Raw genomic sequence first — 16,545 nt, 5'->3', positions numbered from 1 at the left:
GATTTCAATGCCTGGTTTGCCAAAATACCTTGGAGTATTAGCACGGACTATCGTCGCATTGATCCCATTGTCGGGATTTGCGAATGCCGCCTCTTCAGATATGCCGCAATTTCGAGACGTTGCAGCACTGCGGGTTGAAGTCATTTCCCGCCTGAAGGCTGACAGCCGAGTCAAGCAAGCAATTCCCAACTCCGCCGATCCGGCGCGTCTTGACGTAACCAGGGTCGGTTCTACCGGCAAGGATATTCATCTTCAGGTGGACGTTACGAACCTGCTAGGCCGCATTCGCGACCTGCCGGCGGGAGAGGCGGAAACCGAAATCGAACGTTTTCTAACCACGCTCGTGCTCAACGATAGCGAAAGCGGCTTCCAGGCCGATCTACTGATTGCCAACATTCGACCGCGCGAACATCTCGACGCTTTCAAAGGCGATGGCACAGAGCCCGACAAAGGACCGGCGTTTGAAACCTTGGCGGGTGACGTCGTGATCCTTTACCAGATCGACAATGAGGACTCGCTCGCCAGCGTCCGGCTTGACGATGTTGGGGACCGCTCACTCGCACAGCTTCGCCAGCTTGCTCTGGAAAACATCAACAAGCAGATTACGAAGGTCAAGCAGGAGCGTATCCTCGACGGGATATCGATCTTCACCGTCGAAGGGGATGAGGCCATCTCACCCGCTCTCCTCCTGACCGAAAAATTCTGGGCCACGCTTGGACCGCAATTCCCCAACGGCGTTTTCATAGCCATTCCAAAACGCGATGCCATCGTCGTTGTAGACAAGCGGCTTCCCAATGCGGTTCAGTTTGCTCGCTCATTTATCGACAAGGTTTTCAAGACCGAACCTGATCTTCTCTCCGAGTACATTTTCGAGCGCCGTGACGGCAAGCTGCAAGTCGTGGCAGAGCAATAGGAACCGATGTGGCCGTACTCCAAACCCAGATCTCGCCCTCCTCCGAAACCTACCTCGCCAATGCCGAGCGCATGCGGGCGCTGGTTGCCGACATTGCTGACAAGGCGGCAAGCGTCGAGCGCGGTGGCTCGGAGGAGGCGCGCGAGCGTCATGTTTCGCGCGGCAAGCTGTTGCCGCGCGAGCGGCTGGCGCAGTTGCTCGACACCGGCTCGCCTTTCCTCGAGATCGGCCAGTTCGCGGCATGGTCCATGTATGGCGAGGAGATTTCCTCGGCCGGCCTCATCGCCGGCGTCGGCCGTGTCGAAGGCACCGAGGTGATGGTCGTGGTCAACGACGCCACGGTGAAGGGCGGCACCTATTACCCGCTCACCGTGAAGAAACATTTGCGGGCGCAGGAGATCGCGCTGCAAAACAATCTGCCTTGCGTCTATCTGGTCGACAGCGGCGGCGCCAACCTGCCTAATCAGGACGAGGTGTTTCCCGATCGCGAGCATTTCGGCCGCATCTTCTACAACCAGGCCAACATGTCGGCGGCCGGCATTCCGCAGATCGCCTGCGTCATGGGCTCATGTACTGCGGGCGGCGCCTATGTGCCGGCAATGTCGGACGAGACGATCATGGTGCGCAACCAGGCGACCATTTTTCTCGGCGGCCCGCCTCTGGTGAAGGCGGCTACGGGCGAGGATGTCAGCGCCGAGGAGCTTGGCGGCGCCGACGTGCACACCAGGCTGTCCGGTGTCGCCGACCACTATGCGCTGGACGACGAACATGCCCTGGCCATCTGCCGGCGCATCGTCAAAAATCTCAACCGGCGCAAGACTGTAAGCCTGACCTTACAGAAACCCATGCCGCCGCTTCATGACGCGCAGGAACTCTACGGCATCGTGCCGACGGATCTGCGCCAGCCCTATGATGTGCGCGAGGTGATCGCGCGCGTCGTCGACGGCTCCGAGTTCGACGAGTTCAAGCAGAATTACGGCACCACGCTGGTCACCGGCTTTGCCCATCTTCAGGGCATGCCGGTCGGCATCATCGCCAACAATGGCGTGCTGTTTTCCGAAAGTGCTGTGAAGGGCGCGCATTTCATCGAACTGTGCTGCCAGCGCAAGATCCCGCTGATCTTCCTGCAGAACATCACCGGCTTCATGGTCGGGCGAAAATACGAGGCCGGCGGCATCGCCAAGGACGGCGCCAAGCTGGTGATGGCGGTCGCCACCGCCAAGGTGCCGAAGGTGACGATGATCATCGGCGGGTCGTTCGGCGCCGGCAATTACGGCATGTGCGGCCGCGCCTACTCGCCGCGCTTCCTGTGGATGTGGCCGAACGCGCGCATTTCGGTGATGGGCGGCGAACAGGCGGCGACCGTGCTGGCGGTGGTCAAGCGCGAGGGCATCGAGCGCAAGGGCGGTGAGTGGAGCGCGGACGAGGAAGCGAAATTCAAGAAGCCGATCCTGATGAAATACGAGCATGAGGGCCACCCGCTCTACTCCTCGGCGCGGCTGTGGGACGACGGCATCATCGATCCGGCGAAAACGCGCGAAGTGCTCGCGCTCAGCCTTTCGGCCGCGCTCAACGCCGACATCGAAGAAACGAAGTTCGGCGTGTTCAGGATGTAGGATGAGCAAGTTCGGCGAACGGATACATGGCCACACCGGCGACATCACCAGGCTTGCGGTCGATGCCATCGTCAACGCCGCCAATTCCTCGCTGCTGGGCGGCGGCGGCGTCGACGGCGCCATTCACCGCGCCGCCGGCCCGGAGCTCGAATTCGAATGCCGGATGCTGAACGGCTGCAAGTCGGCGAGGCAAAGCTTACCAAGGGCTATCACCTGCCGGCACCTTACATCATCCACACGGTCGGACCTGTGTGGCAAGGCGGCGGCAAAGGCGAAGCCGGACTGGTCGTATCCTGCTATATCAGGTCACTCCAAATCGCCGCCGCCAGGGATTGCCGGACCGTGGCATTTCCGGCGATCTCCACCGGCATCTACCGTTATCCGAAAAATGAGGCGACGCAGATTGCCGTTGGCATCGCAGGTACCTTCGTCGGACAGAACTCAACGCCCGAAACAGTTATTTTCTGCTGCTTCGACGAGCCAACAGCTCAACTATACCGACAAGCCGTTGCTGCCATTGAAGGATGCTAGTCTGCATGGATAAGATGGTTTATCCACCTACGCAAAAGAAATTTTCGGTGAGCAGGCTGGCGGCACTGGAGAATAGACGCTATTGTTCATCCCGCATTGGGCAACGGGGATGGGGTAAAGATGAGGCCGAAATATTCGGGAAAAACGACTGCGTCGGTACTTGCAGTCTTGCTTATATTTGCGGTACCCGGCGTTGGCGCCGCGGCATCGCTGGCGGGAAGCAAAGGCGACATCCATTTCTATCCGTATTTGCCGAAAAGCCCGAAAGACCAGTGCACCATGGCTTACAACGCCTATGTGGCCGCCGGCGGCCATTCGGCCTATGCGACCACGCCCTATGCCCGGATCCGTTCGTTGTACATCATCTGCGGCTCGGGCTTGAATGCACCGTCACAGAAGGCTGCCGAAGAACGGGCGATGAAATCCTGCGAGTCCGCCCGCAGCCATTACAAGGTCATTACAGGTGCGGGCTGCGAAGTTGCGGCATCGAAGTAGGCCGACAAGCATCGGCTTGGGCATTTTTCAAATGGGCGGCGCAAGATGAAATCGACACGCATCAAACGAATTACTGTATCGATGCTTGCCGGCCTGCTCGTATTTACGGCACCCGGTATCGGGGCGGCTGGATCGCTGGCGGGCAGCAAGGGAGACACCCGGTTCTGGCCTCCGTTGTCACTGAATCCAAAGGAGCCCTGCACGAAGTCGTACAACGCCTATGTCGCGGCGAGTGGCCACTCGGCCTACGCGACCACATTCTACTCGCGCGTCGACGATCTTTACATCATCTGCGGTGCGCGGCTGAACGCGCCATCTCAGAAGGCCGCGGAAGAGTTGGCGTTGCGAAGCTGTCAGGTTGGCCTGAAAAAGTGGAAGGTTCAGACCGCGAGCGGCGGCTGCAAAATCGCGGCTTCGAAATAGGCTCATTCCTGCCAGACCGGCGCTGCCCGAGACAAACCCGGGAGGCTCCATGTTCGCCAAGATCCTGATCGCCAATCGCGGCGAGATCGCCTGCCGGGTGATACGCACGGCCAAGAAGATGGGGGTGCGCACCGTTGCCGTCTATTCCGACGCGGACGCCAAGGCTCTGCATGTCAAAATGGCCGACGAGGCGGTGCATATCGGCGCTTCGCCCGTCGGTGAAAGCTATCTGCGCGGCGACAGGATTGTTGCGGCGGCGCTGGCGACGGGCGCGCAAGCAATTCACCCCGGCTATGGCTTCCTCTCGGAAAACCCCGATTTCGTCGACCAGGTGGTGGCGGCAGGGCTCACCTTCATCGGCCCGTCGGCCGCCTCGATCCGCGCCATGGGGCTGAAGGATGCGGCCAAGCGGCTGATGGAAAAGGCCGGCGTGCCGGTGGTGCCGGGCTATCATGGCGAGGCGCAGGAGATCGTGCTGCTGGCGTCCAAGGCGCGTGAGATCGGCTATCCCGTTCTGATCAAGGCGCGCGCCGGCGGTGGCGGCAAGGGCATGCGCCGGGTCGAACATCCCGACGATTTCTCCGAGGCGCTGTCGGGCGCACGGCGCGAGGCCAAGGCCGCGTTCGGCGACGACCGCGTGCTGGTCGAAAAATATGTCGACAAGCCGCGCCACATCGAGGTCCAGGTATTCGGCGACAAATTTGGCAATGCCGTGCATCTCTACGAGCGCGACTGCTCGGCGCAGCGCCGCCACCAGAAGGTGATCGAGGAAGCGCCGGCGCCCGGCATGACGCCGGCGCTGCGCGAGGCGATGACGGAAGCGGCGGTCAAGGCCGCCAAGGCGATCAGCTATTCCGGCGCCGGCACCATCGAATTCATCGTCGATGCCTCGCAGGGGCTGAAGGCCGACCGCTTCTGGTTCATGGAAATGAACACCCGCCTGCAGGTCGAGCATCCCGTCACCGAAACGGTCACCGGCACCGACCTCGTCGAGTGGCAGTTGCGGGTAGCCGCCGGCGAAAAGCTGCCGAAGACGCAGAGCGAAATCACGCTTTCCGGCCACGCCTTCGAGGCGCGCATCTATGCCGAGGACGCGGCGAAAGGGTTTCTGCCGGCGACCGGCACGCTGCATCACCTGGCGTTTCCCGACAACGCGCCCGAAGGCGCCAGCATGCGCATCGAGACCGGCGTGCGGGCCGGCGATGCGATCTCGCCCTTCTACGATCCGATGATCGCCAAGCTGGTCGTCCACGCCAAGGACAGGCAGGCGGCACTCGATGCGCTCGGCACTGCGTTGTCGCAGACCGAGATTGCCGGCTCGACCGTCAACACCGCCTTTCTCGCGGCACTTGCCGCGAACACCGATTTTTCGGCCGGCGACGTCGATACCGGCCTGATCGGCAGGCATCAGGAAGCGCTGACCGCGGTCGCCCCGCCGCGCAGCGAGATCGTTGCCGCGGCGGCCCTTGCCGCGGCGGGCGCCGGTGCCTTGCCGCCGTCGAACGATCCGTGGTCGTCGCTTGCCGGCTATGCGCATTTCCATAGCATTGCGCGCCGCACGCGCCTGCGCCATGGCGAGGACGATATACTGGCGCGTGTTTCAGTGCGGCCGGACGGGCGCTTCGAGGTGGCGCTGGACGCGCCCTATGACAGCGTCAATTCGCATGATCTTCGCGCCGCCCCTCGCCTTGCCCGCTGGCCAGGCCACGTCACCGTGTTCGAAGGCGCGGTCGGCTACAGTTTCCTCGTCCCGGATCCGCTGGCGCGCACCGACGAGGCGGCCGCCGCTTCCGGCAGCCTGCGCGCGCCGATGCCAGGCGTGGTCAAGCTGGTGCGCGCGGCAAAGGGCGAAAGGGTGATCAAGGGCCAGCCGCTGTTGATCCTGGAAGCGATGAAGATGGAGCACACGATCGCAGCCAGCCATGACGGCGTGATCGCGGAAATCGCCACCGAGGGCGAGCAGGTCACCGACGGAACGGTGCTGGTGCGCTTCGTTGAAGAGGCTTCATAGCCGGCTGGAGGCTTGAATGAAAAATGGCCGGGACAAGCCCGGCCATTGCCATGAGTACGCGGCCGCTTACTGCGCGATCGGCGCGTATTTGCCGTCGTGCCACTGGTTGATGTCGTAGCTGGCGTTCTTCAGATCGCCCTTCTCGTCGAAGGTCACGTCGCCGACCACGGTGCTGAACGGCGTGCCGTTCTTCAGCGCTTCGGCTACCTTGACCGGATCGTCCGTTCCGGCGCGCTTGACGCCCTCTGCAAACGCCTGAACGACGGCGTAGGAGAACAGCGTAAAGCCTTCCGGCACGAAGCCGCCCGCCTTGATCTTGGCGATGGCCTCCTTGGCTTCCGGCTTGGCCTGCGGGTCCGACGGGAAGACGAACAGGGTGCCTTCACCGGCGGGGCCGGCGACCTGCCAGAATTCTGGCGAGGCGATCGAATCCGGCATGATCAGCTGGAACTTGACGCTCTGCTCGGCCGACTGACGCAGGATAAGCCCGGCTTCCGGGTGATAGCCGCCGAAATAGACAACGTCGGCCTTGAGGTCCTTCAGCTTGGTGACGAGAGCCGAATAATCCTTCTCGCCGGCATTGATGCCTTCATAGTCGATCTCCTTGAGGCCACCGGCATTCATCGTCGCCTTCACGGCATCGGCAACGCCCTGACCGTAGGCGCTCTTGTCATGCAGGATAACGACATTCTTGCCGGCATATTTCTTGGCGATCCACGGGCCGATGAAGGCGCCCTGCGCATCGTCACGCGTATAGAGACGCATGATCGTCGGCCAGCCGGCCTTGGCGGCGGCATCGGTCAGCTCGGGATTTGAAGAGGCCGGGCTCATCATCAGCGCGCCGGCCTCGGCGTAGACGGCGGAAGCCGGGATGCTCGAACCTGAACAGGCATGGCCGTCAATAAACTTGACGCTGTTGGCAACGATCCGGTTGGCCACCGAAACCGCCTGCTTGGGATCGCACTGGTCGTCCTCGATGTCGAGCTTGATCATCGAGCCGTTGACACCGCCGGCGGCGTTGATCGCGTCGGCGGCTGCCGTTGCGCCCTGCTTGAACTGGTCGCCGATCGTGGCGAGCTGTCCGGTCATCGGGCCGACCACCGAAATGGTGATGTCATCGGCAAAGGCAACCTGCGCGCTCATCGTCAGGCCAAATACGGCCGCGCTCAAAATACCCATTTTTTTCATGGTGATAGAACTCCTCCCACACTCGCGCAGCCGCTCTGGCCGCGCTTCTTTCCGAAGGCGGGACAATTTCATCCTTCATTGGGCCTGTCTAGGCGCATCGGCGCCGCTCGATTGGGCCTCATCAACGCAAAAAGCCACGCCAGCCTGTTCCGGCCGGTCGTGGCTTTTTGCTCGTAGCAGTCCCCATGCGCCCCCGCGCCACGAAAACCTGCCCGCCGTCCCCATTGTGCACGACTGGACCGTGCCGGCCTGCCGCGTTCTTGTTCTTTCATGGTCGGCCGTCTTGTCGCGGCCTTGTCGTTTCACCGGTTCCGACCGTCTTTGCGGTCTTGATCCCGGGGCTTCCCTGTTTTCGATAATGTGCCTGCGATAATCTGCTCGCGATCTCAGTGCATCGTCATCCATTCGCGGGCTTCGCGCAGCGCCTTGGCGATCTCGACCTTGGACATTGCGGCCGACAGTTCCGAGCGCAGTTCCGCGGCGCGGACCGAGCCCTTGATGGCGGCGATGTTGAACCATTTGTGGGCGGCAACGACATCGGTCTCGCAATCGCGGCCGGTCGCATACATCATGCCCAGTTCGAAAAGAATGTCGGCCTGGGCAGTTGCCCCCATGGCGCCGAAGCCGGCTTCAAGCATTTCAAAACGTGCCATTTTAGTCCCCTGTCTGGCTCCCGAGAGCGGGCCTTTTCTGTCCCCCGGTGTCCCCTGGGGAGCCGCTCTTTCGATGCTTCCGAGAATGAGGCCGAGCCTTGAATCCGTCGTTAAATGGCGTGCTTAATTTGGAGAAAACAAAGCTAAAACAAGAGGTAAACGCGGAAATTCGTTAAGGATACAAAGTCAGCAATCCCGCCGTTTCGCACCGGATTTGATGAAAATTTGCAAGGCGCCGATCAACACTCTGCTAACCACGCAAACCAAAGCCAACGCCTCGATCGTTTCATTTCCACAGGCTGCACTCTCCCGACCCCGCATGAAATTTGCGAAACCTTCCGTCACGGCACCCGCTTTTGTTTTGCCGGGAGCTGGATTAGCTTACGTTTGCGTAAGGGGCAGAGAGGCGGCTGCACCACCTAAAACCAGGGAGGACAGATATGTTTCGCAAAGTGAGCTTGGCCCTGGCGGCCACCGTGATGATGGCTGGTGCGGCCTGGGCCGATCCGATCGAAGGCAATTGGAAGACACAAGCCGGCGACACAGCAGTTATCGGCGGCAGCGGTTCATTCTCCATCACCCTGAAGACCGGCAAATATGCCGGGAAGACCATCGGTTCGCTCAAGGCGGCCGGGGCCAACAAATATGCCGGCAACATCACCGATCCGGCAAGCGACAAGACCTATTCGGGCAAGGCAACACTGTCGGGCACCTCGCTCAAGATGAGCGGCTGCGTGCTCGGCGGGCTGATCTGCAAGAGCCAGACCTGGCACAAGCTCTGATCTTGCTGCTTTGAGTTGACCAACGGGGCCTTCACAGGCCCCGTTTTCTTTTGCAGGACGGTCCGCGCCATAGCGACGACCGTTTGCGGCGGCGCAAACCCGAACCGACGCTCTCTCTAAGACCTCGTCAATCACTTTGAACCGCAGATGAACGTCGGCATCAGCGCCGGTTCAGTCGCATCAGGGCATTTTGATGGCGTGTTCAAGGAGACACTACGCAAATGCTCGCTCGCCGCTTCACCATCGTCTGCCTGTTGATGAGCCTGTTCGGGATGCTCTTCGCCATCCTCGTGGCCGAAGCCGGCCGCCCGGCCCGTTCCTGGGATGCAGCCAGTTCCTGCCAATTCGATTGCATGAACCATTTTCGCCCCTGAGACGACAAAGACATAGATCCAAACAGAAAAGCAAAAGCCATGAACCGCATCGCCATCAACGCCCTCCAGACCCTTCGGCTCCTGCCGCGGGCGGCGCTCGTCCTGGTCGTGCTGTCGGCGCCGGTCCTGGTCATGCCGATGATGCGGGCCAATGCCGACACGACGATCGACGCGCCGGCGACGAAGAAGCATGGCGTCGGCTTTGTCTTGCTGGTCAGTCTGCAGCGCGGGTAAGGTGTGCCGGTATTAAGGTGATGCCGGCCTGCAAGTGGCGGCCTTTGGTGCTCACATACTTCGAGTACGCTCCGCTCCGGTTCTCGAAGCCAACCAGTTTGGTCGCTTCGCGCCCGTCTTCGACTCCGGCTCAGCCTTACCTGAATCTCAGCACACCTTGGGCGTGGACGAATAAATCGACCACTTGGCGGCCATCCTCCCCTCCCAAGTGCGGCCTCAAGTCTCTATATTGAGCCATGGAAAAGCGAATCTACCCACAAGCTATCGAATCGGTCGTCATGCCGGAGCCTTTCGGCAAGCAGAGCTTCGACGACGCCAAAAAGGCCGTGGCCGCCTTGCAGGTGCTCTACGACCGCAACACCAAGTTTCTGCGCGACTCCTTTGCCACGCTTGCCGCCGGCGGCGACGAAAGCAAGCGCTACCGCGCCTTCTACCCGGAGATCGGCGTCACCACCAATTCGTTCACCCAGATCGACTCGCGCCAGGCCTACGGCCACATGCCGACCCCCGGGCATTTCTCGACCACCATCACCCAGCCGGTGCTGTTCGAACGCTATCTCGTAGAGCAGCTTCGCCTGATCATGCGCAATCACGGCGTGCCGGTAACGGTTTCGGAATCGACCACGCCGATCCCGCTGCATTTCGCGTTCCTTGAAGGAACCCATGTCGATGGCGCCGCCGCCGACCGCATCAAACGGCCGATCCGCGACCTGTTCGACGTGCCGGATCTTGACGGCACCGACGACCAGATCGCCAACGGCACCTTCGAGGTCGCGTTCGGCGAACCAAGGCCGCTGGCGCCGTTCACGGCGCAGCGCATCGACTATTCGCTGCACCGCATGACGCACTACACGGCGACCAGCCCGCAGCATTTCCAGAACTTCGTGCTGTTCACCAACTACCAGTTCTACATCGACGAGTTCGTCGCCCGCGCGCGGGCCCAGATGGCTGAAGGCGGCCACGGCTATACCGAATTCGTCGAACCGGGCAATGTCATCACCAAGGCAGGGCAAAACGCGCCCAGCGAAGGCGTGGCGGCGCCGCGCCTGCCTCAGATGCCAGCCTATCATCTGAAGAAGCCGAACCATGGCGGCATCACCATGGTCAACATCGGCGTCGGCCCGTCCAACGCCAAGACGATCACCGACCATGTCGCGGTGCTGCGGCCACATGCATGGCTGATGCTCGGCCATTGCGCCGGACTGCGCAACACTCAGGCGCTGGGCGACTATGTGCTGGCGCATGCCTATGTCCGGGAAGACCATGTGCTGGACGATGACCTGCCGGTGTGGGTGCCGATACCGCCGCTGGCCGAGATCCAGGTGGCGCTGCAGGAGGCGGTCGCCGAAGTCACCGGACTTTCCGGCTACGATCTCAAGCGCATCATGCGCACCGGCACCGTCGCCACCATCGACAACCGCAACTGGGAACTGCGCGACCAGCGCGGACCGGTGCAGCGGCTGTCGCAGTCGCGCGCCATCGCGCTCGATATGGAATCGGCCACGATCGCCGCCAATGGCTTCCGCTTCCGCGTGCCCTACGGCACACTGCTTTGCGTCTCCGACAAGCCGCTGCATGGCGAGTTGAAGCTGCCCGGCATGGCGACCGAATTCTACAAGCGGCAAGTGGCGCAGCATCTGACCATCGGCATCAAGGCGATGGAGAAGCTGGCGGAAATGCCGATGGAACGGTTGCATTCGCGCAAGCTGAGAAGCTTTTCGGAGACGGCCTTTCAGTAGACCGGCTTGCCGTAAATGTTTGCCGCGAGGCGTTTCGTCATCTTGATTGGGCCGCATTTCAGCCGATAAAGGCCTGATACCTCGGCAATGTATTACCCGGTCTAGGGCAAAACCCGGTCTGATGGCACGCGTGCGAAAGATGATGGCTTCAATGGCGTTCCTGGCAATGCTCGGCCTCTCGGCCGCGCTTGTAGCCGGGTTCTTTGGCGCACTGCATCCGGCCTTCGATTCCTTTGCCCATTTCCGCATCCATTTTGCCGTGCTGATGGGGCTGATTGCGCTGCCGCTGCTCGCCACCTCGTTTCGCCTGCAGGCGGGCGTGGGCCTGCTGCTGGCCGTGGCCGCCTTCGCCAGCACGTTGAGCACCTTGCCGCGCCTGTGGCCGGTGCAGGCCGCCAATGACGCCGCGCCCGGCAACGAACCGGTCTACCGGCTGCTGCAGATGAACCTGCGTTTCAACAATCCGACACCCAAGAAGGTTCTTTCGCTGATCGCCAGGACCAACCCAGACGTGATCACGCTCGACGAAGTATCGGCCATGTGGGCGACCGAACTCGGCTATATCCAGAACGCCTATCCCTATCGCATCCTGTGCGCCCATCCCCACGGCGTGTGGGGCGTGGCGCTTTTGTCCCGGCGACCTTTTGCGGCCGGCACCGAGCCGCATTGCGAACCGCGCGGCGCGATGGCGGCCGCCACCGTCGATTTCGGCGGCACTCCGGTCGATGTCGCGGCGATCCATTTGAGCTGGCCGTGGCCGAAGGAACAATACTGGCAGATCGGCGAGTTGACCGAGACGCTCACCTCGCTCGGCGAGACGGCGATCATGGCCGGCGACTGCAACGCCGTGCCGTGGAGCGCCGCGGTACGGCGCGTTGCCTCGCTCGGCGGACTGACCGTGATGCCGTCGGCCGGACCGACCTGGATCCACCGGACCCTGCCCGATTTCCTGCGGCGCTATGCGGGCCTGCCGATCGACCAGGTGTTTTCGAAGGGCGGGGTGACCATCCTGTCGTCGACGCAGATGGAAGAGACCGGCTCCGACCATCTGCCGGTGATGGTGGAATTTTCATTGATGCGCGACGAGACCAAGCCGGTCGACGAGGATTCTACCGCGACTGTGTCGCTGATCCAGCCCAGCATGGGCGGCTAGATCGTACGCCACGGGGCTTACGGTTTCACAAGCCTACCAAGGCCTCGATGATGCGCTCGACATGGCCGCCTTCACTGTGCTCGCGCGCGTCGAACGCGGTCTGTTTTGCCTCATAGAGCTTGGAAGTGGCTTGCAAGCGCCGCGTGGCTTCGACGCGCGTTTTGTTGCATTGCGGATCGTTGGCAAATTTCAGGCCGCGAACCGACCGCTCGGCAGCCTGCATCATCTGCCCGGCGATACGGCCATGGGTTCCTTCATGAGCGAGAACGCCTGTGAAAAACCGGTTCCAGCGTTTGCGCAGCGCCGGCGTGACGGCCGAGGCGACGCGCGGGTAGGTGTAGGCGATGTTGAGCGTTCCATTGGCCTGGCGCAGGCGGCAGACGCCGTTGACCTGACCCACGTCCAGGCTCCAGTCGGCGGTGTAGCTTGTCTGCGCGATGGCGTGGGTCATGAAACCGTGCTTGGGGCCCCTGCGGTTCATGGCGATAACCAGACCGGCACCTGTCGTGCCGGTGATGTCATAGGTTCGCGTCTTGACGACGGTTTTCACCCCCGCCGACGCCGTCCCGACGACGCCGCAGGCCGCGCTTATGACGGCGACGCAAAACAAGACCAACACGCGCATGCCATTTTCCCCATGGACGCGGCAATGAGACCACAAGCAGACGACGGTTTCAACAATCTTTGGCGCCGAGCGCCTTACATGCCTTGGTAAACCCGGCCATCGCCGCCATTTTTGCTGGTTGAGACGGCCCCGGTCGGTGAGGCTCACATGCCCTGATAGACCGGGCCTTCGCCGCCTTGTGGCGGCACCCAGTTGATGTTCTGGTTGGGATCCTTGATGTCGCAGGTCTTGCAGTGCACGCAGTTCTGCGCGTTGATGACGAAGCGCACATCTTTGGCAGACGGATCGGCGGCGGCGTTGCCGTCCTTGTCGACCCATTCGTAAACACCGGCCGGGCAATAGCGGGTCGAAGGCCCGGCAAAGACATCATGCTCGGAACGCTTCTGCAACTCCATGTCGCCGACGATGAGATGCACCGGCTCGTTTTCGTCGTGATTGGTGTTGGACAGGAACACCGAGGACAGGCGGTCGAAGGTCAGCACGCCGTCCGCTTTGGGATAGGCGATCTTCTTGTGCTTGGCCGCGGGCTCAAGCGCGGCATAATCGGCCTTGCCATGTTTCAGCGTGCCGAAGGGCGAGAAGCCGAACAGCGTGTTCAGCCACATGTCGAGACCGCCGAGGCCGACGCCGATAATGGTGCCGAAGCGCGACCAGAGCGGCTTGACGTTGCGGACCTTCTTCAAATCCTTGCCGATATCGGTCGCGCGCCAGGCGTCCTCATAAGACGACAGCTCGTCATTGGCACGGCCGGCGCCGATCGCTTGCGCGACATGTTCGGCTGCCAGCATGCCGGACAGCACCGCATTGTGCGAACCCTTGATGCGCGGCACGTTGACGAAGCCCGCCGCACACCCCATCAGCACGCCGCCGGGGAAGGAGAGTTTCGGCACCGACTGCCAGCCGCCTTCGGTAATGGCGCGCGCGCCATAGCCGATGCGCTTGGCGCCCTCGAAGGTGTGCGATATCGCCGGATGCGTCTTGAACCGTTGGAATTCCTCGAAGGGCGACAGCCAGGGGTTCTTGTAGTTGAGATGCAGGACGAAGCCGACCGCGACCTGGTTATCCTCGAGGTGGTAGAGGAAGGAGCCGCCGCCTGTCTTCAGGTCGAGCGGCCAGCCGAAGGAGTGCTGCACCAGGCCCGGCCGGTGGTTCTCGGGCTTGACCTGCCACAGCTCCTTGAGGCCGATGCCGTATTTGCCGGGCTCACGCCCGTCGGACAGTTTGTATTTTGCGATCAGCTGCTTGGACAGCGAACCGCGCGCGCCCTCGCCGATCAGCACGTATTTGCCCATCAGCGCCATGCCCGGCGCAAAGCCCGGGCCATGTGTGCCGTCTTTTTCGACGCCCATGTCGCCGGTGACGACGCCCGTGACGGCGCCGGCATCGTTGTAGACGAGGCTGACGGCAGCAAAGCCCGGATAGATTTCGACGCCTAGCGCTTCAGCCTTGGTTGCCAGCCAGCGGCAGACATTGCCGAGCGAGACGATGTAGTTGCCGTGATTGTTCATCAGCGGCGGCATCAGGATATTGGGCAGACGGAACGAGCCGGCGGGGCCGAGCACCAGGAAATCGTCGGCCGTAACCGGCGTCTTGAAGGGGTGGCCATCTTCCTCGCGCCAGCCCGGCAACAGGCGGTCGATGCCTATGGGATCGACGACGGCGCCTGACAGAATGTGGGCACCAACCTCGCCGCCCTTTTCCAACACCACGACGGAAAGCTCGGGATTGACCTGCTTGAGACGGATCGCTGCGGCAAGGCCCGCCGGGCCGGCCCCGACGATGACCACGTCGAATTCCATGCTCTCGCGTTCGATCTCGCTCATCAACCCCTCCGCTCTGGCCAACCGTTTCCGGCATTTTGCTGGCTCCTGCGCTGCATAGCGCATCAATCCGCGACAGGAAACCGGCGCTGACGTGACAATGCCGATTTCGACAAAAAGTCGCGGATGACAACTCTGCCGCAAGCGTTTTGCGCGCGGCCGCGCTCAGCGTCCCATATTTTAATTGTTCGACGGCTCTCTTATCGGCCATACTTATTTCCATGCGCACGCCGTCCGGCTATTCATTGACGCGCTTCCCCCTTCCGCCCGGCCGGACCTGCCGAGCGATCCTTCTCGCCCTTTCAATGCTTACGCCGGTTCGCGCTCAGGCCGAGCCGGTGAAGGTGTGGGCGACCGGCGCCTATTCCTTTTCCGACGAGCTTGGCGGTTTCCACATCACCGGCGCCTCGGGCACCGGCACCAAGGAAGATCCGTTGGTCATCTCCGAGGAGCTGAATTCGTCGACGCCGGTGACGCTCACCATCCGCACCACCAAACCGATCCAGCCGTTCAGCACCAACGGCGAATTCGCCAACGGCATCCTGTACATGCGTATCGAGGTGCTCAACAACAGCGGCCAGGCCTGGGTCGAATTCCAGTTCGAGCTGCAGGAGATACTCAACCAGCCGAGCGTGTTCGGCGACGGCCTGTCCTTCGACCAGCGCAACAAGACGCCCGACAACATCCTGTCGAGCGCGTACGCCGATTTCGACCGCGATTTCGAACCCTATGACCGGCTCTTGTTCAAGAGTGGACAGATCGACCCGCTGAAGAGGGGACGCTTCGAGTTTCTGATCACCGACTACACGCCGCGCTGGACGTTCTATCTGGTGCAGGATCCGCGGATACCGACGGGGTAAGCGGCAGACGCCGTGAAAATCGCCACGAAATGCCCTTCGTGATTGGCGAAAGCCGACGAGCGCGTAATCTCCCTCCTTGAGGGGGAGATTACTAACCGCCCAACCTTGCAAATCGTCTCTCGGCGGACGAATGTGCCCGGTATGACTGCCGCCTCCCCCAACAACCGATCCGACCTGGCCGAGTTGCTCGCCTTCTACGCCTCTGCCGGTGTCGACGAAGCGTTGGAGGACGCGCCGGTGAACCGGTTTGCCGGGGCAGCACCGAAGCGCCCCGAGCGCACAACGGCGCCTGCCGCGCCGCCTCGCGAAAACAAGTTCCCGGAACAAGCCGCCGCCAGCCCCGGGCTGGACGCAAGCCGGGTGCCGGACGCGCCGGCGCGTTCCGTTCCGGCCATGGCGACGGTGCCCGACGAGGCACAGGCGGCCCTGGCCCGGCAAATGGCGGCAAGTGCCTCGACGCTCGACGAACTGCGCCAGCACATGGCGTCGTTCGATGGCTGCAACCTCAAATTCACCGCCAAGAACCTGGTCTTTGCCGACGGCAATCCGGAAGGTTCGGTGATGTTGGTCGGCGAGGCGCCCGGCCGCGACGAGGATATTGAGGGCCTGCCCTTCGTCGGCCGCTCGGGCCGGCTGCTCGACCGCATGCTGGCGGCGATCGGGCTTGACCGGACTTCGGTCTATATCGCCAACGTCATTCCCTGGCGGCCGCCCGGCAACCGCACGCCGACGCCGCACGAGACCGAAATCTGCCGTCCCTTCATCGAGCGGCAGATAGAGCTGGTCAAGCCGAAGGTGCTGGTCAATCTCGGCGGCCCTTCGGCCAAAACCCTGCTCAACACTACCGAGGGCATCCTGCGCCTGCGCGGCAATTGGCAGGTGCACACGACGGTGTCGGGCACTGCCATTCCGGCCATGCCGACGTTGCACCCGGCCTATCTCTTGCGGACGCCGGCGCACAAGAAACTGGCGTGGCGGGATTTTCTCGAGGTGAAAGCGAAGTTGCGAGAGGTGGGCTAGCTAGCTGATCTCCCCCTTGAGGGCCCTTGGAGGGGGAGATGTCGCGGAAGGCGACTGTGGGGTCGTTGCGCGTGGAGCGCCAACTTCCATTTCCGTAAGAAGGTCGCA

At 62.2% G+C, this 16,545-nt stretch carries 16 protein-coding genes and 1 pseudogene; 12 read left to right on the top strand and 5 right to left on the bottom strand.

Annotated elements, in window-relative coordinates; all coding sequences use genetic code 11:
- The first annotated feature begins 7 nt into the window (after window positions 1-7).
- From NKJ78_RS07400 to NKJ78_RS07375, 6 genes and pseudogenes are all read left to right on the top strand, one after another.
- The gene (locus tag NKJ78_RS07400) at window positions 8-913 is read left to right on the top strand and encodes a hypothetical protein (protein WP_352459654.1); all 906 of its coding nucleotides are present in this window, start codon (window positions 8-10) and stop codon (window positions 911-913) included.
- An 8-nt stretch (window positions 914-921) separates the two neighbouring features.
- Window positions 922-2,529, top strand: a complete 1,608-nt coding sequence (locus tag NKJ78_RS07395; protein ID WP_352459655.1) for a carboxyl transferase domain-containing protein — start codon at window positions 922-924, stop codon at window positions 2,527-2,529.
- A gap of 1 nt (window position 2,530) precedes the next feature.
- A pseudogene (locus NKJ78_RS07390) lies at window positions 2,531-3,060 on the top strand (O-acetyl-ADP-ribose deacetylase).
- A 120-nt stretch (window positions 3,061-3,180) separates the two neighbouring features.
- On the top strand, window positions 3,181-3,555 hold the full coding sequence (locus NKJ78_RS07385; protein WP_023670207.1) for a hypothetical protein: 375 nt from the start codon (window positions 3,181-3,183) through the stop codon (window positions 3,553-3,555).
- Window positions 3,556-3,600: 45 nt separating this feature from the next.
- Window positions 3,601-3,978, top strand: coding sequence for a hypothetical protein (locus tag NKJ78_RS07380; RefSeq protein ID WP_023684512.1), 378 nt, complete (start codon window positions 3,601-3,603; stop codon window positions 3,976-3,978).
- 49 nt (window positions 3,979-4,027) lie between these two features.
- Window positions 4,028-5,989: an acetyl/propionyl/methylcrotonyl-CoA carboxylase subunit alpha gene (locus NKJ78_RS07375; protein WP_352562407.1), complete on the top strand. Its 1,962-nt coding sequence runs from the start codon at window positions 4,028-4,030 to the stop codon at window positions 5,987-5,989.
- Between the two features lie 66 nt (window positions 5,990-6,055).
- Here the strand turns inward: NKJ78_RS07375 and NKJ78_RS07370 are convergent, their stop codons facing one another.
- The gene (locus tag NKJ78_RS07370; RefSeq protein WP_352459657.1) at window positions 6,056-7,177 is read right to left on the bottom strand and encodes an ABC transporter substrate-binding protein; all 1,122 of its coding nucleotides are present in this window, start codon (window positions 7,175-7,177) and stop codon (window positions 6,056-6,058) included.
- Between the two features lie 386 nt (window positions 7,178-7,563).
- Window positions 7,564-7,830, bottom strand: a complete 267-nt coding sequence (locus NKJ78_RS07365) for an SEL1-like repeat protein (RefSeq protein ID WP_006199745.1) — start codon at window positions 7,828-7,830, stop codon at window positions 7,564-7,566.
- Window positions 7,831-8,270: 440 nt separating this feature from the next.
- Between NKJ78_RS07365 and NKJ78_RS07360 the strand changes: the two genes are divergently transcribed.
- Entirely contained in the window at window positions 8,271-8,612 is a 342-nt protein-coding gene (locus NKJ78_RS07360) for a DUF2147 domain-containing protein (protein WP_352459658.1), read from the top strand.
- A gap of 131 nt (window positions 8,613-8,743) precedes the next feature.
- Here the strand turns inward: NKJ78_RS07360 and NKJ78_RS07355 are convergent, their stop codons facing one another.
- Window positions 8,744-8,974, bottom strand: a complete 231-nt coding sequence (locus NKJ78_RS07355; protein WP_156935551.1) for a hypothetical protein — start codon at window positions 8,972-8,974, stop codon at window positions 8,744-8,746.
- A 51-nt stretch (window positions 8,975-9,025) separates the two neighbouring features.
- Between NKJ78_RS07355 and NKJ78_RS07350 the strand changes: the two genes are divergently transcribed.
- The 3 genes from NKJ78_RS07350 (at window position 9,026) to NKJ78_RS07340 (ending at window position 12,112) form a co-directional block, all read left to right on the top strand.
- A complete protein-coding gene (locus tag NKJ78_RS07350) occupies window positions 9,026-9,220 on the top strand; it encodes a hypothetical protein (protein WP_023702175.1) in 195 nt (64 codons plus the stop codon).
- Between the two features lie 278 nt (window positions 9,221-9,498).
- Window positions 9,499-10,959, top strand: a complete 1,461-nt coding sequence (locus NKJ78_RS07345; protein ID WP_023731828.1) for an AMP nucleosidase — start codon at window positions 9,499-9,501, stop codon at window positions 10,957-10,959.
- 139 nt (window positions 10,960-11,098) lie between these two features.
- On the top strand, window positions 11,099-12,112 hold the full coding sequence (locus NKJ78_RS07340; RefSeq protein WP_502901619.1) for an endonuclease/exonuclease/phosphatase family protein: 1,014 nt from the start codon (window positions 11,099-11,101) through the stop codon (window positions 12,110-12,112).
- A 25-nt stretch (window positions 12,113-12,137) separates the two neighbouring features.
- On the opposite strand, the gene NKJ78_RS07335 is transcribed toward NKJ78_RS07340, so the two are convergent.
- Window positions 12,138-12,884, bottom strand: a complete 747-nt coding sequence (locus tag NKJ78_RS07335) for a DUF922 domain-containing protein (RefSeq protein WP_502901617.1) — start codon at window positions 12,882-12,884, stop codon at window positions 12,138-12,140.
- Window positions 12,881-14,560 carry an electron transfer flavoprotein-ubiquinone oxidoreductase gene (locus NKJ78_RS07330; protein WP_352459661.1) on the bottom strand — a complete coding sequence of 560 codons (1,680 nt, stop codon included), beginning with the start codon at window positions 14,558-14,560 and terminating at the stop codon, window positions 12,881-12,883. Before NKJ78_RS07330 ends, NKJ78_RS07335 begins: the two co-directional genes overlap by 4 nt.
- A gap of 302 nt (window positions 14,561-14,862) precedes the next feature.
- On the opposite strand from NKJ78_RS07330, the gene NKJ78_RS07325 reads away from it, so the two are divergent.
- Together NKJ78_RS07325 and NKJ78_RS07320 are read left to right on the top strand one after the other, a co-directional pair.
- The gene (locus NKJ78_RS07325; protein WP_023698594.1) at window positions 14,863-15,417 is read left to right on the top strand and encodes a hypothetical protein; all 555 of its coding nucleotides are present in this window, start codon (window positions 14,863-14,865) and stop codon (window positions 15,415-15,417) included.
- A gap of 141 nt (window positions 15,418-15,558) precedes the next feature.
- A complete protein-coding gene (locus tag NKJ78_RS07320) occupies window positions 15,559-16,437 on the top strand; it encodes a uracil-DNA glycosylase (protein ID WP_352459662.1) in 879 nt (292 codons plus the stop codon).
- Window positions 16,438-16,545: the final 108 nt, after the last annotated feature.

The sequence above is a fragment of the Mesorhizobium sp. M0037 genome (assembly GCF_040323635.1).
Lineage (GTDB): Bacteria > Pseudomonadota > Alphaproteobacteria > Rhizobiales > Rhizobiaceae > Mesorhizobium.
Note: the sequence above shows the minus strand (reverse complement) of the source record. Positions and strands in the feature narration are given on the sequence as shown.

Bases quoted from the DNA above. Each gene is read 5' to 3' on its own strand.
- NKJ78_RS07400 (WP_352459654.1), top strand. From the start codon at position 8: ATGCCTGGTTTGCCAAAATACCTTGGAGTATTAGCACGGACTATCGTC.
- NKJ78_RS07385 (WP_023670207.1), top strand. From the start codon at position 3,181: ATGAGGCCGAAATATTCGGGAAAAACGACTGCGTCGGTACTTGCAGTC.
- NKJ78_RS07380 (WP_023684512.1), top strand. From the start codon at position 3,601: ATGAAATCGACACGCATCAAACGAATTACTGTATCGATGCTTGCCGGC.
- NKJ78_RS07375 (WP_352562407.1), top strand. From the start codon at position 4,028: ATGTTCGCCAAGATCCTGATCGCCAATCGCGGCGAGATCGCCTGCCGG.
- NKJ78_RS07370 (WP_352459657.1), bottom strand. From the start codon at position 7,177: ATGAAAAAAATGGGTATTTTGAGCGCGGCCGTATTTGGCCTGACGATG.
- NKJ78_RS07365 (WP_006199745.1), bottom strand. From the start codon at position 7,830: ATGGCACGTTTTGAAATGCTTGAAGCCGGCTTCGGCGCCATGGGGGCA.
- NKJ78_RS07360 (WP_352459658.1), top strand. From the start codon at position 8,271: ATGTTTCGCAAAGTGAGCTTGGCCCTGGCGGCCACCGTGATGATGGCT.
- NKJ78_RS07355 (WP_156935551.1), bottom strand. From the start codon at position 8,974: ATGGTTCATGCAATCGAATTGGCAGGAACTGGCTGCATCCCAGGAACG.
- NKJ78_RS07350 (WP_023702175.1), top strand. From the start codon at position 9,026: ATGAACCGCATCGCCATCAACGCCCTCCAGACCCTTCGGCTCCTGCCG.
- NKJ78_RS07345 (WP_023731828.1), top strand. From the start codon at position 9,499: ATGCCGGAGCCTTTCGGCAAGCAGAGCTTCGACGACGCCAAAAAGGCC.
- NKJ78_RS07340 (WP_502901619.1), top strand. From the start codon at position 11,099: ATGATGGCTTCAATGGCGTTCCTGGCAATGCTCGGCCTCTCGGCCGCG.
- NKJ78_RS07330 (WP_352459661.1), bottom strand. From the start codon at position 14,560: ATGAGCGAGATCGAACGCGAGAGCATGGAATTCGACGTGGTCATCGTC.
- NKJ78_RS07325 (WP_023698594.1), top strand. From the start codon at position 14,863: ATGCTTACGCCGGTTCGCGCTCAGGCCGAGCCGGTGAAGGTGTGGGCG.
- NKJ78_RS07320 (WP_352459662.1), top strand. From the start codon at position 15,559: ATGACTGCCGCCTCCCCCAACAACCGATCCGACCTGGCCGAGTTGCTC.